Origin of the sequence: Xenophilus sp. Marseille-Q4582 (assembly GCF_916700565.1) — a bacterium.
In the GTDB taxonomy this organism is placed as follows: domain Bacteria; phylum Pseudomonadota; class Gammaproteobacteria; order Burkholderiales; family Burkholderiaceae_C; genus Xenophilus.
Genome location: NZ_CAKAKO010000007.1, coordinates 84,464 through 108,490 on the forward strand (window position 1 = coordinate 84,464; position 24,027 = coordinate 108,490).

At 70.6% G+C, this 24,027-nt stretch carries 22 protein-coding genes and 2 pseudogenes; 7 read left to right on the forward strand and 17 right to left on the reverse strand.

What is annotated here, in order from left to right; translation table 11 throughout:
- Nucleotides 1-4: 4 nt before the first annotated feature.
- From LG388_RS24870 to LG388_RS24910, 9 genes and pseudogenes are all read right to left on the reverse strand, one after another.
- Nucleotides 5-424 carry a YchJ family protein gene (locus tag LG388_RS24870; RefSeq protein WP_225785268.1) on the reverse strand — a complete coding sequence of 140 codons (420 nt, stop codon included), beginning with the start codon at nucleotides 422-424 and terminating at the stop codon, nucleotides 5-7.
- A complete protein-coding gene (locus LG388_RS24875) occupies nucleotides 411-731 on the reverse strand; it encodes a hypothetical protein (RefSeq protein ID WP_225785269.1) in 321 nt (106 codons plus the stop codon). The genes LG388_RS24870 and LG388_RS24875 overlap by 14 nt, the downstream gene beginning before the upstream one ends.
- Nucleotides 732-741: 10 nt before the next feature.
- On the reverse strand, nucleotides 742-1,872 hold the full coding sequence (locus LG388_RS24880) for an acyl-CoA dehydrogenase family protein (RefSeq protein ID WP_225785270.1): 1,131 nt from the start codon (nucleotides 1,870-1,872) through the stop codon (nucleotides 742-744).
- A gap of 23 nt (nucleotides 1,873-1,895) precedes the next feature.
- Entirely contained in the window at nucleotides 1,896-2,528 is a 633-nt protein-coding gene (locus LG388_RS24885) for a pyridoxamine 5'-phosphate oxidase family protein (RefSeq protein WP_225785271.1), read from the reverse strand.
- A gap of 30 nt (nucleotides 2,529-2,558) precedes the next feature.
- Nucleotides 2,559-3,803 carry a glutamate carboxypeptidase gene (locus LG388_RS24890; protein ID WP_225785272.1) on the reverse strand — a complete coding sequence of 415 codons (1,245 nt, stop codon included), beginning with the start codon at nucleotides 3,801-3,803 and terminating at the stop codon, nucleotides 2,559-2,561.
- A 162-nt stretch (nucleotides 3,804-3,965) separates the two neighbouring features.
- A pseudogene (locus LG388_RS24895) lies at nucleotides 3,966-4,091 on the reverse strand (short chain dehydrogenase); the annotation flags it as partial.
- The gene (locus LG388_RS24900; protein WP_225785273.1) at nucleotides 4,091-5,275 is read right to left on the reverse strand and encodes an acetyl-CoA C-acyltransferase; all 1,185 of its coding nucleotides are present in this window, start codon (nucleotides 5,273-5,275) and stop codon (nucleotides 4,091-4,093) included. The gene LG388_RS24900 and the pseudogene LG388_RS24895, both read right to left, overlap by 1 nt.
- Before the next feature lie 51 nt (nucleotides 5,276-5,326).
- Nucleotides 5,327-6,055: a carbonate dehydratase gene (can, locus tag LG388_RS24905; protein WP_225785274.1), complete on the reverse strand. Its 729-nt coding sequence runs from the start codon at nucleotides 6,053-6,055 to the stop codon at nucleotides 5,327-5,329.
- Between the two features lie 23 nt (nucleotides 6,056-6,078).
- Nucleotides 6,079-6,552 carry a MerR family DNA-binding transcriptional regulator gene (locus LG388_RS24910; protein WP_225785275.1) on the reverse strand — a complete coding sequence of 158 codons (474 nt, stop codon included), beginning with the start codon at nucleotides 6,550-6,552 and terminating at the stop codon, nucleotides 6,079-6,081.
- 177 nt (nucleotides 6,553-6,729) lie between these two features.
- On the opposite strand from LG388_RS24910, the gene LG388_RS24915 reads away from it, so the two are divergent.
- Nucleotides 6,730-7,836: an MBL fold metallo-hydrolase gene (locus tag LG388_RS24915; RefSeq protein ID WP_225785276.1), complete on the forward strand. Its 1,107-nt coding sequence runs from the start codon at nucleotides 6,730-6,732 to the stop codon at nucleotides 7,834-7,836.
- The gene (locus LG388_RS24920) at nucleotides 7,797-9,164 is read left to right on the forward strand and encodes a leucine-rich repeat-containing protein kinase family protein (protein WP_225785277.1); all 1,368 of its coding nucleotides are present in this window, start codon (nucleotides 7,797-7,799) and stop codon (nucleotides 9,162-9,164) included. Before LG388_RS24915 ends, LG388_RS24920 begins: the two co-directional genes overlap by 40 nt.
- Before the next feature lie 295 nt (nucleotides 9,165-9,459).
- Here LG388_RS24920 and LG388_RS24925 read toward each other — a convergent pair whose 3' ends face one another.
- On the reverse strand, nucleotides 9,460-11,109 hold the full coding sequence (locus LG388_RS24925; RefSeq protein WP_370630243.1) for a glucan biosynthesis protein: 1,650 nt from the start codon (nucleotides 11,107-11,109) through the stop codon (nucleotides 9,460-9,462).
- 320 nt (nucleotides 11,110-11,429) lie between these two features.
- Here LG388_RS24925 and LG388_RS24930 point away from each other — a divergent pair, with 320 nt between their 5' ends.
- Both LG388_RS24930 and LG388_RS24935 read left to right on the forward strand, forming a co-directional pair.
- Nucleotides 11,430-12,203, forward strand: a complete 774-nt coding sequence (locus LG388_RS24930; RefSeq protein WP_225785278.1) for an SDR family oxidoreductase — start codon at nucleotides 11,430-11,432, stop codon at nucleotides 12,201-12,203.
- A gap of 339 nt (nucleotides 12,204-12,542) precedes the next feature.
- Nucleotides 12,543-13,630: pseudogene (locus LG388_RS24935) on the forward strand (IS5 family transposase).
- Here the strand turns inward: LG388_RS24935 and LG388_RS24940 are convergent.
- The 5 genes from LG388_RS24940 to glyQ all read right to left on the reverse strand — a co-directional run bounded on the left by LG388_RS24940 (nucleotide 13,621) and on the right by glyQ (nucleotide 19,266).
- A complete protein-coding gene (locus LG388_RS24940) occupies nucleotides 13,621-14,658 on the reverse strand; it encodes a M48 family metallopeptidase (RefSeq protein WP_370630245.1) in 1,038 nt (345 codons plus the stop codon). The pseudogene LG388_RS24935 and the gene LG388_RS24940 sit on opposite strands and share 10 nt — an antisense overlap.
- Before the next feature lie 41 nt (nucleotides 14,659-14,699).
- Complete coding sequence (locus LG388_RS24945) at nucleotides 14,700-15,434, reverse strand: 1-acyl-sn-glycerol-3-phosphate acyltransferase (RefSeq protein ID WP_225785280.1); 735 nt, start codon at nucleotides 15,432-15,434, stop codon at nucleotides 14,700-14,702.
- 132 nt (nucleotides 15,435-15,566) lie between these two features.
- Nucleotides 15,567-16,160: a D-glycero-beta-D-manno-heptose 1,7-bisphosphate 7-phosphatase gene (gene gmhB / locus LG388_RS24950; RefSeq protein ID WP_225785281.1), complete on the reverse strand. Its 594-nt coding sequence runs from the start codon at nucleotides 16,158-16,160 to the stop codon at nucleotides 15,567-15,569.
- 31 nt (nucleotides 16,161-16,191) lie between these two features.
- Nucleotides 16,192-18,336, reverse strand: coding sequence for a glycine--tRNA ligase subunit beta (gene glyS / locus LG388_RS24955; protein WP_225785282.1), 2,145 nt, complete (start codon nucleotides 18,334-18,336; stop codon nucleotides 16,192-16,194).
- Between the two features lie 3 nt (nucleotides 18,337-18,339).
- Entirely contained in the window at nucleotides 18,340-19,266 is a 927-nt protein-coding gene (gene glyQ / locus LG388_RS24960; RefSeq protein WP_225785283.1) for a glycine--tRNA ligase subunit alpha, read from the reverse strand.
- A gap of 227 nt (nucleotides 19,267-19,493) precedes the next feature.
- Here glyQ and LG388_RS24965 point away from each other — a divergent pair, with 227 nt between their 5' ends.
- The 3 genes from LG388_RS24965 (at nucleotide 19,494) to LG388_RS24975 (ending at nucleotide 21,980) form a co-directional block, all read left to right on the forward strand.
- The gene (locus tag LG388_RS24965) at nucleotides 19,494-20,450 is read left to right on the forward strand and encodes a diacylglycerol kinase family protein (protein ID WP_225785284.1); all 957 of its coding nucleotides are present in this window, start codon (nucleotides 19,494-19,496) and stop codon (nucleotides 20,448-20,450) included.
- Nucleotides 20,447-21,277 carry a metallophosphoesterase gene (locus LG388_RS24970; protein WP_225785285.1) on the forward strand — a complete coding sequence of 277 codons (831 nt, stop codon included), beginning with the start codon at nucleotides 20,447-20,449 and terminating at the stop codon, nucleotides 21,275-21,277. The genes LG388_RS24965 and LG388_RS24970 overlap by 4 nt, the downstream gene beginning before the upstream one ends.
- 139 nt (nucleotides 21,278-21,416) lie before the next feature.
- Nucleotides 21,417-21,980: an isoprenylcysteine carboxylmethyltransferase family protein gene (locus LG388_RS24975; RefSeq protein ID WP_225785286.1), complete on the forward strand. Its 564-nt coding sequence runs from the start codon at nucleotides 21,417-21,419 to the stop codon at nucleotides 21,978-21,980.
- 103 nt (nucleotides 21,981-22,083) lie between these two features.
- On the opposite strand, the gene fabB is transcribed toward LG388_RS24975, so the two are convergent.
- The gene (gene fabB / locus LG388_RS24980; RefSeq protein WP_225785287.1) at nucleotides 22,084-23,301 is read right to left on the reverse strand and encodes a beta-ketoacyl-ACP synthase I; all 1,218 of its coding nucleotides are present in this window, start codon (nucleotides 23,299-23,301) and stop codon (nucleotides 22,084-22,086) included.
- Entirely contained in the window at nucleotides 23,298-23,828 is a 531-nt protein-coding gene (gene fabA, locus LG388_RS24985) for a 3-hydroxyacyl-[acyl-carrier-protein] dehydratase FabA (protein ID WP_225785288.1), read from the reverse strand. The genes fabB and fabA overlap by 4 nt, the downstream gene beginning before the upstream one ends.
- Nucleotides 23,829-24,027 lie beyond the last annotated feature (199 nt).

The window sequence follows — 24,027 nt, forward strand, 5'->3', positions numbered from 1 at the left end:
GTTCTCAGAACAGCGCGCCGTCCACGTAGTACCAGCGCCCGCCCTCGCGCACGAAGCGGCTGCGCTCGTGCAGGCGATGGGCGCGACCCGTGGCGTCGCGCGAGCGGGCAACGAACTCCACCTCGGCCCGGTCGGCGCCCTGCGCCGCATGGGCGCGCACGTCCAGGCCCAGCCACTTCGTGCCAGCGTCGAAGTGCAGGTGCGCCGGCCGGTGGCTGGCCGCCCAGGTGGCGAGCAGATAGTCAGCCCGTTCCCGCACGAAGGCCGTGTAGCGCGACCGCATGAGCGATTCGGCGTCGGGCGCGGGCGTGTGCGCGAAGTCGTCCACATAGCGGCCACAGCACGCCGCATAGCTCAGGGGCTTCTTGCGCCGGTCCACCCGGCCGCAGGGGCAGGGGGCGGTGGCGGCTTCAGGCGCGCTCATGGGGCATGTCCTGGGCGGGCTGTGGGCCAGCCTCGCGAGGCTGCCGCGCGTCGGCCTGTGCCACGCGCTCGGCGATCCAGGCCTTGAACTGGTTCTCGGCCTGCTGGCGGAAAGCGTTGCGCGCCGCATTGCAGGCGCCGTGCGCCAGCCGCCGGTGGGCCTGCTTGCGCACGCTGCCCAGCGTGGCGTCGTTCAGGTGCTCGACGGTCGCGGACTCGGGCCGGCCGAGCGGTTCATTGAAATCCATGGGCAGCGCGCACCAGTGGCACAGCGGACCGAAGGTGGCGCGAAGCGCTTTGACGCTCATCGCCAGACGCTCATGCCAGCGCCCGCTGGATCAGCAGCTTCTGGATGTCCGAGGTGCCTTCGTAGATCTGGCACACGCGCACGTCGCGGTAGATGCGCTCGAGCGGGAAGTCGTTGACGTAGCCGTAGCCGCCCAGCGTCTGGATGGCGGCGCTGCACACGCGCTCGGCCATTTCGCTGGCGAAGAGCTTGGCCATGGCCGCCTCCTTCAGGCAGGGCCGGCCCGCGTCGCGCAGGCTGGCGGCATGCCAGATCAGCTGGCGCGCGGCCTCGATCTGCGTGGCGCAGTCGGCCAGGCGAAAGCCCACCGCCTGCTGGTCGAAGATGGGGCCGCCGAAGGCCGTGCGCTCCTTGGCGTAGTTCACGGCGAACTCGAAGGCGCTGCGCGCCATGCCCACGCTCTGCGCCGCGATGCCGATGCGTCCGCCTTCCAGCGCGCCCAGGGCGATCTTGTAGCCCTCGCCCTCCTGGCCGATCAGGTTCTCGGCCGGGATGCGGCAGTTGTCGAACTGGATCAGCGCGGTGTCGCTCGAATGCTGGCCCAGCTTGTCTTCCAGCCGCGCCACGGTGTAGCCCGGCGCGTCGGTGGGCACGAGGAAGGCGCTCATGCCCTTCTTGCCTGCGGCCTTGTCGGTCATGGCGATGACGATGGCGACCTGCCCGTTCTTGCCGCTGGTGATGAACTGCTTGGTGCCGTTGATCACGTAGCCATCGGCATCCTTGACCGCCGTGGTGCGCAGGCTGCTCGCATCGCTGCCGGCCTGCGGCTCGGTCAGGCAGAAGGCGCCCAGCATCTTCCCCTGCGCCAGCGGCTGCAGCCACTGCCGCTTCTGCTGCGCGCTGCCGTAGCGCATCAGGATGGCGTTGACCGGGCAGTTGGTCACGCTGATGGCGGTGCTGGTGCCGCCGTCGCCGGCCGCGACCTCTTCGAGCACCAGCGCCAGCGTGAGGTAGTCCAGGCCCGCGCCACCGTCCTCCTCGGGCACACAGATGCCGTAGGCGCCCAGCGCGGCGAGGCCTTCGTGCGCGGCCTTGGGGAAGGTGTGTTCGCGGTCCCATTGCGCGGCATGCGGCCACAGCTCGGCCTGGGCGAATGCGCGCACCGCGTCGCGGATGGCTTCCTGGTCGGGGGTCAGCAGCATGGGGCGTCTCCGTGCACGGGCGCTCAGGCGCCCGCCTGTCTTTCTTCGTCCAGCTGGGCGCGGTAGCGCGCCAGCATCTGGTTCTGGCTCTCGGTCACCGGGCCGGCGCCGATCTGGTCATGGATCATGCGGTTCATCGAGGGCAGCGCCTCGCGTGGCCCCCAGGTGGCGGGCTGCCACAGCTGCGAACGCATGAAGGCCTTGGCACAGTGCAGGTAGGCCTCCTGCACCGCAATCTCGATCACCAGTTTGGGCCGCTGCCGCTCTTGCACGAACAGGTCCGTGAAGGCCGCTTCGTCGCGCAGCCGGGCGGTCCCGTTCACACGCAGCGTCTCGTCCACACCAGGGATCAGGAAGATCAGCGAGGCGCGCGGATCATCGATGAGGTTCTGCAGCGTGTCGAGCCGGTTGTTGCCGCCCGAATCGGGCAGCAGCAGCGTGTGGGCGTCGCGCACCTTGACGAAGCCCGGCGCGCCGCCGCGCGGCGTGGCGTCCAGCAGTGCGCCGCCCACGCCGGCACTGGCCAGCACGCAGAAGGGCGCCAGCGCCACGAAGCGCTGCGCATGCGCATCGAGCTGCGCCATCTGCTTGCGCAGCGCGCGCTCGCCGGGCTGCGCATACAGGGCGCGCAGCTGCTCGCGGGTGGTGATCGCCATGGGCGCGCCCTCCTTCCTGACCGCAGTGGCTCAGCGGCCCTGCGCCAGCTCCATCACCAGCTTGGTCGACATGTACAGGCGGCGCGGGATGGCGCTGATGTCCACGTACTCGGCCTTGTCGCTGTGGTAGCCGAAGCCCGGCAGGCCCAGGCTTTCGATCACCGGCTTGCCCGACAGCGCGGCATAGGCCGCGTCGGTGCCGCCGCCCGTGCGTTCGACCACGCCCACTTCGCCGCCCACTTCCTTGTAGATGGCGACGGCCTTGTCCACCAGCGCCTTGCCGGCCGGGCCGGCGTCGAAGGCGGGACGGCCCTTGGTGATGAGCAGCTTCACCTCCGAGTCGGGCAGCTTCTTCTTCTGCGCACGCGCTTCCAGCTCCTTCATGGCGGCGTCGAAGTCCTCGTTGCGCGCATAGCGCACGTCGGCGTTCAGCGTCGCACTGTCGGGGATGATGTTGCTCACCGCGCCGGCCTTGGCGATGGTCCAGTTGAAGCGCAGGTTGCGCGCCTTGTCGTCGATATCCTGCGTGCGCAGCACCAGGTCGGACGCCTCCACCAGCGCGTTCACGCCCAGTTCGGGCGCGGCGCCCGCATGCGAGGCCTTGCCCTTGATGTTGGCCTGCACGTAGGCGATGCCCGAGGTGCCCAGCGAGAAGCCTTCCTTGCCGGCGCTGGTCGGTTCGTACGACAGCACGTAGTCGGCCTTGGCGGCTTCGGCCTGGATCAGCTCGCGCGAGCCGAAGGAGCCCTTTTCCTCGTCGGTGTTGAACAGCACGGTGAGGGTGCCGTAGTCCTCGAAGCCGCGTGCCTTGAGCAGCTGCAGCGTGTGCAGGATCACGGCATTGCCGCCCTTGTCGTCGGCGATGCCAGGGCCGTAGGCCTTGTCGCCTTCCACGCGGAAGGGCGACTTGGCCAGCGTGCCCTTGAGGTACACGGTGTCCATGTGCGAGATCAGCAGCAGGTTCTTGCCGCCCTTGCCCTTGCGCGTGCCCACGATGTTGTCGCCCACCACCATGCCGGCCGCCTTGTGGCGCGTGACCGTGAAGCCCAGCGCCTTGAGCTGGTCCTCGAAGTACTGGCCCGCGGCGGCCATGCCTTCGGCGTCGCCGGTGCCGGTCTCGATGTTGACCAGCTGCTCCAGCGTCTTCACGACGGCGGGCTGCGCGTCGGTGGCCGCCTTGAACAGCGCGTCGTCGCGCTGCGCGAAGGCCGGCGGCAGGAAAGCGGCGGCCATCAGGCCGGCCAGCAGGGTGCGGGTGAGGTGGGGGTTGCGCATGGTTGTCTCCCTAGCAATGCACGAACACAGGGATGGCGGACGCAGCCATCGTGGAAAAGATGAGAAAGGTGGAAGGGTGGCCCCGCGGCTTCACCAGCCGCTGAAGCGCTGGCCATCGTAGTTGAGAACGGCGCCGCGGCCGAAGGGCGTCAGCCGCTCCTCGCGCAGGCGCGCCAGGCCGGCCGCGTCGCGCGCGGTGGCGAGCACGGCGTCGCCCGCCGCACGGTGCTGGCGCACGAATTCCAGGCCGATGCCGCGCGAAGCGCCGATGGCCGGGACGGTGGCCATCAGAGCAGCTCGATGGCCACCGCCGTGCCCTCGCCGCCGCCGATGCACAGCGTGGCCACGCCGCGCTTCTTGCCGCGCTGCTGCAACGCGTGGATCAGCGTGACCATGATGCGCGCGCCGCTGGCGCCGATCGGGTGGCCCAGCGCGCAGGCGCCGCCGTGCACGTTGACGATGTCGTGCGACACACCGAGTTCGGTCATCAGCGCCATCGGGACGACCGCGAAGGCCTCGTTGACCTCCCACAGGTCGACGTCCTTCACGCCCCAGCCGGTCTTGGCGAAGAGCTTCTGCACGGCGCCCACGGGCGCGGTGGAGAACCACTCAGGCTGCTGCGCGTGCGTGGCATGAGCCACGATGCGCGCGACGGGCTTGGCGCCGATCTTCTGCGCATGCGAGGCGGTGCTCATCACCAGCGCGGCGGCGCCGTCGTTGATCGACGAGCTGGACGCGGCCGTGATGGTGCCGCCGTCCTTCTTGAAGGCGGGCTTGAGCGTGGGAATCTTGTCGAGCTTGACCTTGCCCGGGCCTTCGTCGATGGCGATCACGGTCTCGCCCGCGCGACCCTTGATGGTGACGGGCGCGATCTCGGCCTGGAACAGGCCGTCCTTCGTCGCATGCTGCGCGCGCTGCACGCTGGCGATGGCGAATTCGTCCTGCTGCTCGCGCGTGAAGTGGTACTTGGCCGCGCAGTCCTCGCCGAAGGTGCCCATGCTGCGGCCGGGCTGGTAGGCGTCTTCCAGGCCGTCGAGCATCATGTGGTCGAAGATGCGGTCGTGGCCCATGCGGTAGCCACCGCGGCCCTTGAGCATCAGGTAGGGCGCGTTGGTCATGCTTTCCATGCCGCCCGCGACCATGACGTCGTGCGTGCCGGCCAGTAGCAGGTCGTGCGCGAGCATGGCGGCCTTCATGGCCGAGCCGCACATCTTGCTGAGCGTGACGGCGCCCGCGCTGTCGGGCAGGCCGCCCTTGTAGGCCGCCTGGCGCGCCGGCGCCTGGCCCTGGCCTGCCATCAGGCAGTTGCCGAACAGCACCTCGCCCACGGCCTCGGGCGCGATGCCTGCGCGCTCGACCGCGGCTTGGATGGCCACGCCGCCGAGGTCGTGCGCCGCCAGCGAGGCGAAGTCGCCCTGGAAGCTGCCCATGGGGGTGCGCGCGGCACCGAGGATGACGATGGATTCGCTCATGTGTGTCTCCGAGGAAGATGAGGTCGGGTGGAAAGCTGTGGACGTGCGGACTCAGGCCGGCCCGTTGCCCGGCTGGCGGTTGCGGCGCGGCTCGATGGTCACCGGCTCGCCGCCGGCCGGCCTGCTCCACTTGTGGCGGATGCGCTGCACGGCCGCCTTGTACGCGCCTTCGAGCGACTTCTCGCCGCTCACGGTGATGCCCAGGTCCTGCAGCAGGCCGTCGTGCACGCCGAAGGCCCAGCCGTGGATGTTGACCTTCTGGCCGCGCGCCCAGGCGTCGACCATCACGGTGCTCACTGCCACGTTGATGACCTGTTCGGCCACATTGAGCTCGACCAGCGCATCGGTGCGCACGTCGGCCGGCACGGCCTCGAGCAGGGCCTGATGGCGGTCGCGCACGTTCTTGATGTTGCGGATCCAGTTGTCGGCCAGGCCCACGCGCACGTTCTCCAGCGCCGCCTTCACGCCGCCGCAGCCGTAGTGGCCCACGACCATGATGTCCTCCACCTTGAGCACGTCCACCGCGAACTGGATGGCCGACAGCGCGTTCAGATCCGAAGACACCACGATGTTGGCCACGTTGCGGTGCACGAAGACCTCACCCGGGTCCAGGCCGGTGATCTGGTTGGCCGGCACGCGGCTGTCGGAGCAGCCGATCCACATGTACTTGGGCGTCTGCTGCTTGACCAGGCTGGTGAAGAAGCCGGGGCGGTCGCGTTCCATCTGGGCCGCCCAGGCACGGTTGTGAGCGAAGAGGTCTTGGATGGATGTGGTCGTCATGGGACTCCTGGGTCAAAAAGGATTCAGAGCGCAGACCCGGCCGCGCGGCCGCCCGCGCGCGCCCGGCCGGGCGCGGCCGTTTCGGCCGCGGCGCCCGCCGCCTTGGCGGCCGGCCGCCGGCGCACGCGCGCCAGCACCGCGCGGGCCTGGGCTTCCTGCGCCCGCACCTCCTGCAGGTTGGCCTGCAGCTCGGCCAGTTGCGCCTCGAGCTGCGCGCGGTGGGCGCCCAGCACGCGCAGGAACTCCTCCAGCTGCGGCGCCGTGTCGCGCGGGCTCTCGTAGATGTCGAGGATGGACTTGGCCTCGGTCAGGCTCAGGCCCAGCCGCTTGGCCCGCAGCGTGAGCGCCAGCCGCGTGCGGTCGCGCGCACTGTAGATGCGTTGCACGCCCACGCGCTGCGGCGCGATCAGGCCCAGGTCCTCGTAGAAGCGGATGGCCCGCGTCGTGAGGTCGAACTCGCGCGCCAGTTCGCTGATGGTGAAGGTCTGAGCGGACATTCCTCGGCGTATGCAGTGCGTGGCGGATGGGTGGGACCGCCCCGCCATCGCGGGCCGGCGTGCGGCACGGCCCCCCGCAAGGGGCCATGCACAGGCGACAGCGGCGCCCGGCGCGGCTCCCTACAATGAGGGCCCACTTGTGACGTTTACGTAAACGTCAATGACCCCGGATCATAGATGAATCTGCTCGAAAGCGAACTGCACTACCCGCTGGGCGACCGGCTCCCCGGCGTGGGCGAGACCGTCGAGGTGGCGCCCGGCGTGCGCTGGATCCGCATGGCGCTGCCCTTCGCCCTGGACCACATCAACCTGTGGCTGCTGCGCGACCGCATCGATGGCCGCGATGGCTGGACGGTGGTGGACTGCTGCATCTCGCGCCCCGAGTCGCGCGCGCAGTGGGAGCAGATCTTCGCCACCCAGCTGCAGGGGCTGCCGATCCTGCGCGTGATCGTCACGCACATGCACCCCGACCACATCGGCCTGGCGGACTGGCTGTGCAAGCGGTGGGACGCGCCGCTGTGGATCAGCGCCACCGACTACCACGTGGCCCGCGTGCTCGTGCAGGCCGGCGACACGCTGGCCGGCGGCGAATCCGCCGCCGATTTCTTCGCCGCGCACGGCCTGCCCGCAGGCGAGATGCTCAGCACCATCCGCCAGCGCACCAGCTACTTCACCACGCTCGTGCCTGCGGTGCCCGAGCGCTTCGTGCGCCTGATGGACGGGCACGAGGTGCGCATCGGCGGGCGCGACTGGCGCTGCATCAGCGGCTACGGCCATGCGCCCGAGCACATCGCGCTGTTCTGCGAAGACCTGGGCTGGGCGCTGGGCGAGCGCAGCGGCCGCGGCGTGCTGCTGGGCGGCGACATGATGCTGCCGCGCATCTCCACCAACGTGAGCGTGCATGCGGGCGAGCCCGAGGCCAACTCGCTGCAGCTCTTCCTCGACAGCCTCCTCAAGTTCCTGCCGCTGCCCGAGGACACGCTGGGCCTGCCCGCGCATGGCAAGCCCTTCCTGGGCATCCACCGCCGCGTGGGCCAGTTGCAGGAACACCATCAGGCGCGCCTGGCCGAGCTATTGGCCGCCTGTGCCGAGCGGCCCATGAGCGCGGCCGAGGCGCTGCCCATCCTGTTCAAGCGCGCGCTGGACGTGCACCAGATGACCTTTGCCATGGGCGAGACCGTGGCCCACCTGCACTACCTCTGGTACGCGGGCCAGGTGCAGCGCCAGCGCGACGCGCAGGGCGTGTGGCGCTTCAGCACCGCGGCCACGCCGGCCGCGGCGTGAGCCTGGCCGTCGAGCAGACGCTTGCAGACCTGCGCGCGGGCCGCCTGCAGGGCGCCACGCGGCTGGACCTGGAGGGCGGCGCGCAGGGCCTGCAGGAATTTCCGCGCGAGATCTTCGCGCTGGCCGACACGCTGGAAGTGCTGAACCTGTCGGGCAACGCGCTGCGCGAATTGCCCGAGGACCTGCACCTGCTGCAGCGCCTGCGCATCCTCTTCGCCTCCGGCAACGCCTTCACCGAACTGCCGCGCGCCCTGGGCCGCTGCGCGCAGCTGGAGATGGTGGGCTTCAGGAGCAACCGCATCGCCCGGGTGCCGGCCGAATCGCTGCCGCCGCGGCTGCGCTGGCTGATCCTGACCGACAACGCGATCGAGGCCCTGCCCGAAGCACTGGGCGAGCGCCCCCGGCTGCAGAAGCTGATGCTCGCGGGCAATGCCCTGCAAACGCTGCCCGATTCGCTGGCGCGCTGCCATTCGCTGGAACTGCTGCGCCTGGCGGCCAACCGCTTCGAGGCCCTGCCGCCCTGGCTGCTGCAACTGCCGCGCCTGGCCTGGCTGGGCGTGGCCGGCAATCCGCTGACGGCGGCGCGCGAAGCCCAGGCCCAGAACACCGCCGTGCCCGCCATCGCCTGGGAGCGACTGCGCGTGGGCGAACTGCTGGGCGAAGGCGCGTCGGGCGTCATCCATGCCGCGCAATGGCTGCGCGAGGACGGCGGCGCCGAACCGGTCGCGCTCAAGCTCTTCAAGGACGGCCTCACCAGCGACGGCCGGCCCGACAGCGAGAGGGCCGCCAGCCTGGCCGCCGGGGCGCACCCGGCGCTCGTCGGCCTGAAGGGCCGGCTGCGGCAGCACCCCGACGGCCGCGCGGGCCTGGTGCTCGCACGCGTCGGCGCCGACTGGCGCAACCTGGCCGCACCGCCGAGCTTTGCCAGCTGCACGCGCGACGTCTATGCGCCCGACGCGGCCTTCGACGCCGGCACGGTGCGCCGGATCGCGGCCGACATCGCCGCCGCCGCGGCCCACCTGCACGCGCACGGCTTGGTGCATGGCGACCTGTACGCGCACAACGTGCTGTGGCGCCCCGCGCAGGGCGATGCGCCCGCGCGCGCCTTGCTCGGCGACCTGGGTGCGGCCGCCTGCGCGCCCGCGGCCCTGCAGCCGGCTCTGCGCGCGCTGGACGTGCTGGCTTTCGGCCGCCTGCTCGACGAGCTGCTGAGCCGGTGCGCCGAGGCCGATGCGCTGCCTGCGCTGCAGGCGCTGCGCGACGACTGCCTGCAACCCCTACCCGCCGCCCGCCCGGGCTCCGACGCTCTCGTGCAGCGCTGCGCGTGAACGCATGCGCCTGCGCCCGACGCGCGCGCAGAGCCTGTTCAGTGCCTCCGAGGGGTCGCGCAGCCGCCTCGCCGGGTGGCCTGCAAGGCGCAGTGCGCCGCTCGTAGTGATCTACGCGCAAGCGCTGCAACGCCGCAGGACGCCCGGCAAGGCGGCTGCCCGAAGGGTTGGGGCGAAATCGGGTCCGCTCAGCGCTGCGTCGCTTGCATGGGCACCCGCCCATGCGGCGCGCCGCAACGCCGATCGCCTCCCGATTGCGCCCCAACGCGACCCCTTGGAGACACTGAACAGGCTCTCAGGCCGCCACGGGATTCAGCTGGTACAGCCAGGTCTCGCTCAAGGTGCGTGCGCCGTCGCGCAGGAACAGGCGCAGGTCCACCGCCTCGCCCCGGCTTTCGGCCGGCGTGTAGTCGAACTGGGCGCGCCAATGGCCCGGCACGCCGTTGGGCACGGGCTCCGTGAACACGTCGCTGAAGCGCCCGCTCGCGGCGCTGAGCACGGCCTCGGGCTTCACGCCCAAGGGCAGCTTCGCCAGCTCGCCACCGCTGAACTCGACCATGAACTTGTGCACGCCCGGCGGCCGCGGGTGGCCGGGCTGGCCGCCGCGGCCCACGCGCGTGGCGCCGCAGCGCGCCAGCGGCGGCGCGAAGGGTTCGTCGTCCACCCAGTGCAGCCGGTAGCGCAGCGCGAGCTGCTGGCCCTGGCGCGCAGGCGCGGCCGGCACCCAGCAGGCCACGATGTTGTCGTGGATCTCGTCGTCGGTCGGGATCTCGATCAGCTGCACCGAGCCCTCGCCCCAGTCGCCCACGGGCTCCACCCACAGGCTGGGCCGGCGCTCGTAGTGCACACCGTCCTGGTAGTGGTTGAAGGCGCGGTCGCGCTGCATCAGGCCGAAGCCCTTGGGGCTGCGGTCGTTGAACTGCGAGGCGCGCGTGGCCGGCGGGTTGTTCAGCGGCCGCCACACGCGCTCGCCGCCGCCGGTCCACAGCGCCAGGCCGTCCGAGTCGTGCACCTCGGGCCGCCAGTCGGCGCCGCGCGCACCGAAGGTTTCGGAGTACCAGTACATGGAGGTGAGCGGCGCCAGCCCCAGCCGCGCCACGTCGCGGCGCAGGAAGAGCTGCTGCTCCACGTCCATGGTGACGGCCTGGTCGCGCTGCAGCTGGAAGCGGAAGGCGCCCGTGACGCTGGGGCCGTCGAGCAGCGCATGCACCGTCGCGCGCCGGCTGCCGTCGGCCGGCGGCTCGAACCAGAAATGGGTGAAGCGCGGGAACTCCTCCTCGCGCGCCGGCACGGCCACGTCGATGGCGATGCCGCGCGCCGAAATGCCGTACTGGTTCAGCGCACCGATGGCGCGGAAGTAGGACGCGCCGAGGAAGGCCACCCAGTCGTGCGTGCGCCAGTCCGGTGCGCCGGCGCCGCCCAGGCGGCTTTCCTGGAAGCGGAAGCCGGCGAAGCCCGCGCCCGCGGGCAGCTCGCGCGCGGGGCTGTCGGGCGGCATGTCGAAGTAGGCGGGGTCATAGAGCAGCTCGCGCGCGTTCTGCGGCTGCGATGCGCCGGCCGCGCCCTCCAGCACATGCATGTGCACGGGCACGGGAAAGAAGCGGCCCAGGTGGAAGAAGGTGACCGGGAAAGGCCCGGGGCCGTCGCGGAACAGCGCGTACTCGGGCTTGAAGCGCAGGCGGCCATGCTGTTCGTAGTCGATGCGCTCGATGACGGCCGCCGGCAGCGCGGATTCGAGCCGATGCGGCTGCGCGGCCAGCGTGCGCGCGCGCTGCACGAGGCCGTCCCACGAGAAGGGCTGCGGCGCGCCCAGCTTCAGGCGCGGCGCGGCACGGACCGGCAGGGCCGCGGGCGCGGCGGCGCGCGAGCCGGCGCAGGCGGCCAGGGCAGCCAGCGCCGTGCAGGCGCCGTGGAGCAAAAGGGTGCGTCGTCGGAACAGGCTCATGCGCGTGGCGATCCGGGCAGGGTTCGGACGGGCCGGCGGCCCTGAAGGGGTGGCGAGGCGGCGCCGCGCCGTTGTGGCCACCCTAGCCGCGGCCGCGCCTGGAAGGTGTCGGACGGCGCCCGCGCGCCGGGCCGGCGCATGGCACCTTGGCGACCGGCGCGCGTGCAGCCGCGTCTTAAGCTGCGGCCGCAGACCGGTGCGCCTGGCGTGGCCGGTGTGCCGCCTCACCGGGGCCGGGCCGCGCCACGCGGCGCGATCGACCGGTCCCTTCCTTGCCCGGCGGCGCGGTAGCGCGCTGCCCCCTCGTCGGAGACTCGCACATGGACATCAACCGCCTTTTCTCGCTTCAAGGCCGCACCGCCCTCATCACCGGCGGCTCGCGCGGCATCGGCCGCATGATCGCCGAGGGCTACCTCGCGGCCGGCGCCCGCGTCTACATCTCGGCGCGCAAGGCCGAGGCCTGCGACCAGACCGCCAGGGAACTGTCCGCCAAGGGCCACATCGTCTCGCTGCCGGCCGACGTGTCCACGCGCGAAGGCATCGACAAGCTGGTCGCCGCGTACTCGAAGCACGAGGACAAGCTGGACATCCTGGTGAACAACGCCGGCGCGGCCTGGGGCGCGCCTTATGACGAGTTCCCCGAGAGCGGCTGGGACAAGGTGGTCAACCTGAACATGAAGACGCCCTTCTTCCTGACGCAGGCGCTCACGCCGCTGCTGCGCAAGGGCGCGGCCGGCGAGCATCTGGCCAAGGTGATCAACATCGCGTCCATCGACGGCATCTCGGTCAACATGTGGGACACCTATTCCTACAGCGCCAGCAAGGCCGGCGTGATCCACCTGACCAAGCGCATGGCCATGCACCTAGTCAAGGAGCGCATCGTGGTGAGCGGCATCGCGCCCGGCCCCTTCGCGTCGGAGATGAACAAGGAAGCGCGCGACCATGGCGACAAGGTGGCGGAGTACACGCCGGCCGGCCGCATCGGCAAGCCCGAGGACATGGCGGGCGCCGCGATCTACCTGGCGTCGAATGCGGGCGACTTCGTGGTCGGTTCGACGGTCATCGTCGACGGCGGCGTGACGTATACGAGATAGCACCCCCCAGGCCGCTTCGCGGCTCCCCCCTCTCCTGCGGGAAGGGGGCTGAGCCCGTACACAAAAGGTCCGGTGGACCTTTTGTGACTGGCGAAGGGCGAGGCCACTGGCCTCGCGCGGTCTGCAAGACCTCCCCAGTGGCCGGGCAGAGCCCGTTCCACGGGTGCCCTGAGCGCTTCATGTCGCTCGCTGGCGGGGATCACCGCCAGACAGCACGGCGCCGTCCAGCTACCAGCGCGGGACGCCCTCGTCCTTAACAGGCCGTTGAAAAATCCCCTGCGAGCGTCCGCGTCGGCCGCTACGATCTGAAGCCATCCCGGAACAACTGCGACAAGAAAGATGAGAGGCAACCAAGACTTCCAGGGGGCGATGTTTAGCTACATCAGCCTTGAAGAAAGAGTGCCAGCGGCACACCCGCTGCGCAAGTTGCGCGCCGTGGTGGATGCGCTGCTGTCGAGCATGAACAGCGAGTTCGAAGCGGTGTACGCCCGCCGTGGCCGCCCCTCGGTGCCGCCGGAGATGCTGCTCAAGGCCTTGCTGCTGCAAATCCTGTTCTCCATCCGCAGCGAACGCCAGCTGGTCGAGGCGGTCAACTACAACCTGCTGTACCGCTGGTTCGTGGGCCTGAACATTGAAGACAAGGTCTGGGACCACTCCACCTTCAGCGCCAACCGCGAACGCCTCTTCAACGAAGACCTGGCGCGCGCCTTCTTCGAGCGCGTCAAGCTCAGCGCCCAGTGGGGCCGGCTTGCCAGCGACGAACACTTCAGCGTGGACGGCACGCTGATTGAGGCCTGGGCCTCGCACAAGAGTTTCAAACGCAAAGACGACGACAGCGGCACGCCACCCGGACGCAACCCCGAGGTGAACTTCAAAGGGCAGGAGCGCTGCAACGACACCCACGCCAGCACCACCGATGCCGATGCCCGGCTGTTCAAGAAGAGCGCGGGCGACAAATCTCGCCTGTGCCACATGGGCACATCCCCATGGAGAACCGCAACGGGCTGATCGTGGATGTGGAGATCACACATGCCAGTGGCACCGCCGAGCGCGAGGCGGCGCTGGCGATGCTCAAACGCCGGGGAAACAAGAACAAGCGGGCCACGGTCGGGGCCGACAAAGGTTACGACAGCCAGGCCTTCATCAAGGGCTGCCGAAAGCTCAAAGTCACGCCACACGTGGCGGCCAAGGACAAGCACTCGGCGGTCGATGGCCGCATCCGGCGCCACGAGGGCTACAAGACCAGCCTCAAAGTGCGCAAGCGCATCGAGGAGGCCTTTGGCTGGATCAAGACAGTGGGTGGTCTGGCCAAGACCAAATTGATCGGTCAGGCCAAGCTCGCGGGCCAGGCGCTGCTGTGCTTTGCCACCTACAACCTGGTGCGCATGGGCAGTCTGGGCGGCTGGTGGGACGCGCATCATGCGTGAACCATGGGATACGTGCGCCCGGAACGGGCAAAACGGCCTGCAAACAGGCCGAAATGGCCGCTCCAATCGCTGCGCAGGCCAGTTTGGGCGATCCGTTTCTTCGAAATCCACGACCCTGGCGCGTTCGATGAGCATTTTTTCAACGGCCTGTTAAGTTCCTGGCGCAGCGCGGGCCAGGCCGGCACCACGGTTTCCACCGTCTCCCAGAAACGCGGGCTGTGGTCCATCACGCGCAGGTGGGCCAGCTCGTGTACCACCACGTAGTCGATCACGGGCAGGCGGAAGTGGATCAGCCGCCAGTTCAGGCGAATGGAGCCGTCGGCGCTCGCGCTGCCCCAGCGCGTGGCGGCGTTGCTCAGCGACAGCTTCGTCCACCGCACGCCCAGCTGCGGCGCGAAATGCGCCAGCCGTTCGGTGAACAGCTGCCTGGCCTGACGCATGAGCCAGGCCTGCGCGGCGTCGCGGATCTGCGCAGCGCCCGCGCTCTGCGCCAGCGCCATCCGCAGCACCTGCGTGCCCTCGGCCGCGGTATCGAGCACGGCGCCCGCGCCTTCGAAGGCATGGGCCGGGTCCAGCTTCAGGGTGAGCGGCGCCCCCAGGTAGGGCAGGCTCGCGCCGTCGCGCCAGTCGATGCGGCCGGCCTCCTGCCGCGCCTCGCGCTGGCGCGTTTCGGCCAGCTTGCGCAGGATCCAGGCCTGTTTCTCCTGCAGCGCGGCCTCCACGTCGCGCAGCGCCACCCAACGCGGCGCGCGCACCGTGAGGCCTTCGGGGCCGACCGAGAAGCCAATGGTGCGGCGCTGGCCGCGCACGAATTCATAGCCCACCCAGGCCGCGCCCAGCTGCGTTTCGCGGTTGGCGCGCGGATGCATGAAGCGCGCGGGCGCCATGGCATCGGCCAGCGGCACGGCGGGCACGAAGGGCGCGCGCCCACGGGCCTCGTCGCCGCCGCGCGGCCAGGGCGGCGCCGCGGGCGGTGGTGGTGGCGGTGGCGGATCGAACAGGTCCAGCGCCAGCTGCACCAGCCCCATCAAGGGCTGGCGCGGCTGGCGCGGACGGCGGGACGGAGGGCTCAACGATAGGCCTCGGGGTCCAGCCGGCGCATCTCGGCCTCGATCCAGGCCTCGACCTCGGCCATCAGCTCGTCGGCCTTGCGGCCCACGCTGGGGATGGCGGGCCCAATGGACACGTCCACCACGCCCGGGCGCTTGACGAAGGCCTTGCGCGGCCAGCACTTGGCCGAGGTGACGGCGATCGGGATCACGGGCGCGCCGGTCTCGATGGCCAGGCGCGTGCCGCCGGTCTTGTAGACGCCCTGCCCGCCGCGCGGCGTGCGCGTGCCTTCGGGGAACATGATGATCCACACACCCTGCGCCAGCAGGCGCTTGCCCTGCGCCACCACCTTGTTGAAGGCCTGCGCGCGCTGGCTGCGGTCGATGTGGATCATGTCCAGCCGGCCCATGGCCCAGCCGAAGAAGGGCACGTAGAGCAGCTCCTTCTTGAACACGTAGGCCAGCGGATGCGGCATCAGCGTGGGCATGAGGAAGGTCTCGTAGGTGGACTGGTGCTTGACCAGCAGCACCGCGCCCGCGCGCTTGTCCTGCGGCAGGTTCTCCAGGCCCGCGACGCGCGTGTGCACGCCGCAGATCACGCGCAGGCCGCCCGTCGCCCAGCGCAGCCAGCGCACGGCCATCCACCACAGCGGCTCGCCGCGGCGCCAGACCGAGGCCACGAGCATCACCAGCGCCCACGGGATCACCGTGAGCAGCATCCACAGCAGATGCAGCACGGAACGCAGAAAGGCCATCGCAGTGTTCCCTCTTGTCGTTGTTGTCGTTGTTGTCGTCGTCTTCGTCGTCGGGTTCGGGCGCAGCGGTGCCGCACGCGGGGCGCGGGGACGGGCGGTGGCAGGTCGGCAGGCGTCCTTCGGGCCTCGGGCTCAGACCGCGATCTGCAGCGCGCCCTGCGCCTCGCGCGCCAGCAGGTGCTGCACGAAGGCGGCCAGGTCCTCGTGCACCTGCGTGCCCGCCGGGTACTCGGGCGGCAGCGGATCGACGCCGCGGCAGGCCTGGCCCATGCCGGTGAGCAGCAGGTGCGGCTCGCAGCCGGCGGCCGCGCCGGCTTGCAGGTCGCGCAGCGAATCCCCCGCGGTGGGCACGCCGGCCAGGTCCACGCCGTAGCGCTCGCCGATCTGGCGGAACAGCCCCGGCTTGGGCTTGCGGCAGTCGCAGTGCTCGTCGGGGCTGTGCGGGCAGTAGAAGATGGCGTCGATGCGCCCGCCCACGGCGGCCAGCATCTTGTGCATCTTGGCGTGCATGGCGTTGAGCGAGGCCACGTCGAACAGCCCGCGCCCCAGCCCCGACTGGTTGGAGGCGATCACCACATGCCAGCCCGCATGGTTGAGCCGCGCGATGGCCTCCAGCGCGCCGGGCAGCGGCGTCCATTCCGTCTCGCTCTTGACGAAGTCGTCCCGGTGCACGTTGATGCTGCCGTTGCGGTCCAGGATGACCAGCTTGAGCGGGGCATGGGGCATGGCGGCTCGCCTCCTCGGCAGCGTCGTCGGATCAGGCCAGGCGCTCCAGCAGCGCCACGCGGTTCATCGCGCGGTGCAGCGAGGCCAGCAGGCCCAGGCGGTTCAGGCGCAGGTCGGCCTCTTCGGCATTGACCATCACGCCGTCGAAGAAGGCGTCGACCGGCGCGCGCAGCTGCGCCAGGGTCTGCAAGGAAGCGGTGTAGTCGCCGGCCTGGAACTGGGCGTCAGCCTGCGGCACCACGGCCTGCACGGCGCTGTGCAACGCCACTTCGGCCGGCTCGCGCAGCAATTGCGGGTTCACATGCGCATCGGCCTCGGGCGACTTCTTGAGGATGTTGCCGATGCGCTTGTTGGCCGCGGCCAGTGCCGGGGCCTCGGGCAGCTGCGCGAAGGCCCGCACGGCCGCCAGGCGCCTGGGCACTTCGGCCAGGCGCTCGGGGCGGTTGCCCAGCACGGCGTCCACTTCCTGCGCGCTGGCCCCCTGCTCGCGCAGGCTGCCGGCGAGGCGGTCGTAGATGAAGTCCAGCAGTTGCGCCTGCGCGTCGGCCTGCGTGAGCAGCGGCCCCATGGCGTCGGCGGCGATGCCGACCAGCGCCTGCAGCTCCAGCGGCAGGTCGCGCTCGATCAGCATGCGCACCACGCCCAGCGCGTGGCGGCGCAGCGCGAAGGGATCGCGGTCGCCCGTCGGCAGGTTGCCGATGCCGAACATGCCGACCAGGGTTTCCAGCTTGTCGGCCAGCGCCACCGCCAGGCCGACCGGGCCGCGCGGCAGTTCGTCGCCGGCGAAGCGCGGCTTGTAGTGGTCTTCGATGGCGTCGGCCACGGCCACGGGCAGGCCGTCGTTGAGCGCGTAGTAGCGGCCCATGGTGCCCTGCAGCTCGGGGAACTCGCCCACCATGTCGGTCACGAGGTCGGTCTTGGCCAGTTGGGCGGCCTGGTCGGCCTGGGCCACCAGCGCGGCGTCGCCCGAACCCTCTGACAATTGCGCCGCGATGGCCTTGGCGATGGCGCGCACGCGTTCCACGCGCTCGCCCTGCGTGCCCAGCTTGTTGTGGTAGACGACCTTGCCCAGGCCCTCGACGCGCGAGGCCAGGGTCTTCTTGCGGTCCTGGTCGAAGAAGAACTTGGCGTCGGCTAGGCGCGGGCGCACCACGCGCTCGTTGCCGCCGATGACGGCGCTGGCGTCGTCGGGCCGGATGTTGCTCACCACGAGGAAGCGGTTCGTCAGCTTGCCCGAAGCATGAAGCAGCGGGAAGTACTTCTGGTTGGCCTTCATCGTGAGGATCAGGCATTCCTGCGGCACCTCGAGGAACTCGGGCTCGAACTGGCAGACCAGCACATTGGGGCGCTCGACCAGCGCCGTGACCTCATCGAGCAGCGCCTCGTCCTGGATCGGCTCGGCACCGCCGCCCACGGCCACGGCCGCCTCGGCCAGCTGGCGCGCGATCTCGGCACGGCGGGCCTCGAAGCCCGCGATCACGGCGCCCTCGTCCTGCAGCTGCAGGGCATAGCTGTCCGCATCGCGCAGCACGACCGGGTCCACGGCCGCCTCGAAGCGGTGGCCGTGCGTGTCGCGGCCCGACTGCAGGCCCAGCGCTTCCACGGGCACCACGTCGGCGCCGTGCAGGGCGACCAGGCCGTGCGCCGGGCGCACGAAGCTCACGCTGCTCCAGCCCGGCAGCTCGCAGCCGCTTTCGAGCTGGTAGCTCATGACCTTGGGAATCGGCAGCCTGGCGATGGCTTCATGCAGCGCCTTCTGCAGGCCTTCGGCCAGCGTGGCGCCGGGCAGCACGCTTTCGTAGAACAGGGCCTCGGCCTTGCCGTCGGGCGCGCGCTTGAGCTGCGCCACGGCCGCTTCGTCCAGCCCCAGCGCGGCCAGCTTCTTGCGCAGCGCGGGCGTGGCTTGGCCGGCCGCATCCAGGCCCACGGCCACGGGCATCAGCTTCTGCGACACGGGCTTGTCGGCCGCGCGCGCCGCCACCTGCGTGACATGTGCGGCCAGGCGGCGCGGCGAGGCATAGGGGGTGAGCAGCGAACCGGCATCGGCCAGCCCCTGCGCGCGCAACTGCGCCAGCAGCACGTCGCCGAAGGCCTGGCCCAGCTTCTTCAGGGCCTTGGGCGGCAGTTCTTCGACGAAGAGTTCGACGAGAAGGTTCTTTCGGGTCTCTTGGGTCATCGCTCAGGCCGCCGCTTTCTCTTTGCTGCTGTCTTTCTTCGGGATCTGCGCGACCCATTCGCGCGGCGCCATGGGGAAGCCCAGGCGCTCGCGGCTGTCGTAGTAGCTTTGCGCCACGCTACGCGCGAGGCTGCGGATGCGGCCGATGTAGGCCGCGCGTTCGGTCACGCTGATGGCGCCGCGCGCGTCCAGCAGGTTGAAGCTGTGCGCAGCCTTGAGCACCTGCTCGTAGGCTGGCAAGGCGAGCTGCACGTCCATCAGGTGCTTGGCCTGTGTCTCGTGCGCGGCGAAAGCGGTGAACAGGAAGTCGGCGTCCGAATGCTCGAAGTTGTAGGTCGACTGTTCGACCTCGTTCTGCTTGTAGACGTCGCCGTAGGACAGGCCCTCGGTCCACTTCAGGTCGTAGACGTTCTCCACGCCCTGCAGGTACATGGCCAGGCGCTCCAGGCCGTAGGTGATCTCGCCCGTGGCGGGCTTGCAGTCGATGCCGCCCACCTGCTGGAAGTAGGTGAACTGGGTCACCTCCATGCCGTTGAGCCAGACCTCCCAGCCCAGCCCCCAGGCGCCGAGCGTGGGGTTCTCCCAGTCGTCCTCCACGAAGCGGATGTCGTTCTTTTTCAGGTCGAAGCCCAGCGCCTCGAGCGAGCCCAGGTACAGCTCCAGGATGTTGGCCGGCGCCGGTTTGAGCACCACCTGGTACTGGTAGTAGTGCTGCAGGCGGTTGGGGTTCTCGCCATAGCGGCCGTCCTTGGGACGGCGGCTGGGCTGCACGTAGGCGGCCTTCCACGGCTCGGGGCCGATGGCGCGCAGGAAGGTGGCGGTGTGCGATGTGCCCGCGCCCACTTCCATGTCGTAGGGTTGCAGCAGCGCGCAGCCCTGGGCGTCCCAGTAGGCCTGCAGTTGGAGGATGATCTGTTGGAAGGTCAGCATGAATGGGCTGGAGCTTGGGGCCGCGCAGCCGCGCCCGCGGGGGCTGTACGAGGTGGCGGCGCCGGGCGCCGAGGCGGCGAACCCCGCATTTTAGAAGCCGCCCGGCGCCAAGCGCCCACCCGGACGGGGGCAATGCGCCGACACGCAGGCGCGCCGCCTTCCACGGCGCCCACGCGGGGAGCCCCTCAAACTCGGCCCCTGCTTTTGCGCCTCGTTCGCCCGTTTTCATGACAGCACCCGCCCTTGCAGCCTCGACGCCCCTCTTCGTGGTCTTCAATCCGCAATCCGGGCGCGGGAACTGGCCGCAGACGCGAGAAGCCCTGCAGGCCGCCTGCAAAGCTGGCGGCCGCCCGTTGACCCTGCTGCCGCTCCAGCGCGGCCAGTCGCCCGAGCCGGTGATCGCACGGGCCGTGCAGGGTGCGCTGGTCGAGGGAGGCATCGCGGTGGCCGCCGGCGGGGACGGCACCATCAACGCCGTGGCGAACCATGCGGTGGCGCGCGGTTGCGCCTTCGGCGTGCTCCCGCAGGGCACCTTCAACTACTTCAGCCGTGCGCACGGCCTGCCGGCCCAGCCCGAGGAATCCGTGGCTGCGCTGCTGCAGGGCCGGCCGGAGGCGGTGCAGGTCGGGCTGGTCAACGAGCAGGTGTTCCTGGTCAATGCCAGCCTGGGCTTCTACGCCCGCCTGCTGGAAGACCGCGAGAGCTACAAGGCCCGCTACGGCCGCAGCCGCGGCGTGGCCCTGGTGGCGGCGCTTTTCACGCTGGCGCGCGGCTTCCGGATCTGGGACCTGGAAGCGCACTGGCACGGCCGCACCGAAACCCTGCGCACCCCCACGCTGTTCGTGGGCAACAACCCGCTGCAGTTCGAACAGGTCGGTGTGGAGGAAGGCGAGGCGGTCGAACAGGGGGAGCTGGCCGCCATCGCGCTCAGGCCGCTGGGGCGGGCCGCGATGCTGGGCCTGCTGGTGCAGGCCGGGCTGGGCCGGCTGGATCGGGCGAGCGAGGTGCAAAGCCTGTCGTTCCGGGAGCTGGAGGTGGCCGCCGCGCAGATGCCGCGCGGGCATCGGGTGCGCGTGGCCACCGACGGCGAGCTGCGCTGGATGCGCATGCCGCTGCGCTTTCGCGTCTCGCCCAAGCCGCTGTGGCTGGTCAAGCCCGCGTCGCTGGAGCGCGAGCGGGGATGAGCACGCTGGTCCACCTCTCCGACACGCACTTCGGCACCGAGCAACCGTCCGTGGTCGAGGCGCTGGTGCGTTGGATTCACGCACAGGCGCCCGACGTACTGCTGCTGTCGGGCGACGTCACCCAGCGCGCCACGCGCGCCCAGTTCGCGGCCGCGCGCGCCTTCCTCGCGCGGCTGGCGGTGCCTCACCCGCTGGTGATCCCGGGCAACCATGACATCCCACTCTTCGCGCTGGGGGCGCGGCTGTTCACGCCCTATGGGCGCTACCGCGAGGCCTTCGGCCCCACGCTGGAGCCCGTGCTCGACGTGCCCGACTGCCTGCTGCAGGCGCTGAACACCACCCGCTGGTGGCGCCATGAGGACGGGGCGCTGTCGGGCGCGCAGATCGCCCGCGTGGCCGCCCGGCTGCGCGCTGCACGCCCGCAGCAGCTGCGCATCGTCGCCGTGCACCAGCCGCTGGCCGTGAGCCGGCCCGAAGACCGGCGCAACCTGCTGCATGGCCATGCGCGCGCCAGCGCCCTCTGGGCCGACGCGGGGGTGGACCTGGTGCTGGGCGGCCACATCCACCTGCCCTTCGCGGCACCGCTGGCGGCGCGCAGCACGGCCTGGGTGGTGCAGGCGGGCACCGCCGTCTCGTCGCGCGTGCGCGCGGGCGCGCCCAATTCGGTCAACCTGATCCGCGGGCCCTTCGTCGACGCGCGCAGCGGCGAACGGCATTGCGAGCTGGAGCGCTGGGACCATCCGCCGGGCGCCGCGGACTTCGTGCCTGCGCAGGTGCAGCGGCTGCCGCTGCAGCGGCTCGAGGCAGCGCACACCGGCCAGGCATGACCCGCTCCGGAAACGCCGGCCATCGCAGACAGGGCAGGCGCGGGATGCGCGCCGCGGCGCGCACACATCGTCGAAAAGGATGAATCCGCACCCCGACGGCGGCGCCGCCGCACCGCAGCCGACGCCATAATCGCGCGCCATGTCGCACCTCGGCCCCTTGCACGCCCTGTTGTTCGCGCTGGGCGCGGGCTGGCTGGCCTGGGTGTCACGCGGCGCACTGCGCCAGCCGCGCTCGCACGGCTTCGCGCGCTTCTTCGCCTTCGAGGCCATTCTGGCCCTGCTGCTGCTGAACCACCCGCACTGGGAGCGCGACATGTTCGCGCCGCGCCAGTTGCTCTCCTGGGCCTTGCTCGCCACGTCCATCGCGCTCGTCGCGATGGCGCTGCGGCAGATGCGGCGCCTGGGCCGGCGCGATGCGGCGCGGACCGACCCGGCCCTGTTCGGCTTCGAGAAGACGGCCACGCTGGTGACCAGCGGCGTCTTCCGCTGGATCCGCCACCCCATGTACGCCTCGCTGATGGCGCTGGCCTGGGGCATCTTCCTCAAGAACCCGTCGCTGCCCGGCACAGGGCTGGTGGCGCTGGCCAGCCTGGCCCTGCTGGTGACGGCCTGGCGCGACGAAGCCGAGTGCCTGCAGTACTTCGGCCCGGCCTACGCCGACTACATGCGGCGCAGCTGGCGCTTCGTTCCCGGGCTGTACTGAGGCGCGATGTGGTGCCTGCGGGCGCCGCCCACGAAAAGAGGCCGCACGCGGCCTCTTGCTTCGTCCTTCTCGAACGCCGGCAGCACCCGCCGGCCACGCGGCATCACCCCTGCCAGCGCTGGAGCACCAGGCTCGCGTTGGTGCCGCCGAAGCCGAAGCTGTTGGACAGCACGGTGTGGATCGCCGCCTCGCGCGATTCGCGCAGCACGGGCAGGCCTTCGGCGGCCGGGTCCAGGTTCTCGATGTGCGCCGAGCCGGCCATGAAACCGGCCTGCAGCATGTACAGGCAGTAGATCGCTTCCTGCACGCCCGTCGCGCCCTGCGAATGGCCGGTAAGCGACTTGGTGGACGAAAACGGCGGCACCGCGTCGCCGAACACCTCGCGCAGCGCCCGCAGCTCGGGCAGGTCGCCCACGGGCGTGGACGTGCCGTGCGTGTTCACGTAGTCGATGGCCGGATGGCCGGCCGCCGCGATGGCCTGGCGCATGCAGGCGACGGCGCCGTCGCCCGAGGGCGCGACCATGTCCTCGCCGTCCGAGGACAGGCCAAAGCCTACCAGCTCGGCCAGGATGGTGGCGCCCCGTGCCTGCGCATGCTCCAGGCTTTCGAGCACCAGCGCGCCGCCGCCGCCGGCGATCACGAAACCGTCGCGGTTCGCGTCATAGGGGCGCGAGGCCTTCTCGGGCGTGTCGTTGTAGGCGCTGGACATGGCGCCCATGCCGTCGAAGAGCATGGCCAGGCCCCAGCTGAGTTCTTCGCCGCCGCCCGCGAACATCACGTCCTGCAGGCCGAAGGCGATCTGCTGCGCGGCCACGCCGATGCAATGCGCCGAGGTGCTGCAGGCCGAGGTGATGGAGAAATTGATGCCCTTGACGCCGAAGGCCGTGGACAGGTTGGCCGACACGGTGGAGCCCATGCAGCGCGTGACCTGGTACGGGCCGACGCGGCGGATGCCCTTGCTGCGCAGCGTGTCGGCGGCCTCGATCTGGTTCGCCGGCGAGGCGCCGCCCGAGCCCATGATCAGCCCCGTGCGCGGGTGCGAGACCTGCTCAGGCGCCAGGCCGGCCTGGGCGATGGCGTTCTTGAGCGAGACATAGGCGTAGCCGGCCGCGTCGCCCATGAAGCGGCGCTGCTTGCGGTCGATGAGCGCGTCGAGGTCGATCTCGGGCACGCCCGCGACCTGGCTGCGCAATCCCATTTCCTTGAATTCGGGCATGGCGCGGATGCCCGAACGGCCCGTGCGCAGGGCTTCGGTGACGCTGGCCTGGTCATTGCCGATGCACGAGACGATGCCCGCGCCCGTGATGACGACACGCTTCATGCCGCGGCTCCTCCCTGCGGTTGCTGCTGCGCGCGCTCGAACAGGCCCACGCGCAGATCGGTGGCGGTGTAGATTTCCTTGCCGTCGGCCAGCAGGCGGGCGTCGCCGATGGCCATGATCAGCTTGCGCTTGATGACGCGCTTGATGTCGATCTCGTAGGTCACCCGCTTGACGTCGGGGCCCACTTCGCCCGTGAACTTCACCTCGCCCGCGCCCAGCGCGCGGCCGCGGCCCGGCAGGCGCAGCCAGGTCAGGTAGAAGCCGATCAGCTGCCACATGGCGTCCAAGCCCAGGCAGCCCGGCATCACCGGATCGCCCTGGAAATGGCAGGCGAAGAACCACAGGTCGGGCTTCACGTCGAGTTCGGCCCGGATGGTGCCGAGGCCGTGCGGACCGTCGTCGCTGGCGATGTGCGTGATGCGGTCGAACATCAGCATGGGCGGCAGCGGCAGCCGGCCGCTTTCCGGCGTGAACAGCCGGCCTTCGCCCGAAGCGATCAGTTGGTCATAGGAGAAAGATTCGGCCATTGGTCAGTTGCGCTCCACAGCGGCCTGCTTGCTCATGCTTGCGCGCGGCATCCGGATGGAATGCAGGCCGTCATCTCGTTCAGATCGGGGCATTATCAATGCCCCGCCGTGCGCGGCCCTGCCGGAAGGCCTTGGCAACTGTGCGCTTGTATCCACTCTGACCTGAATCAAGGGCGGCAGCGGGCCTGCGCCGGCCCGC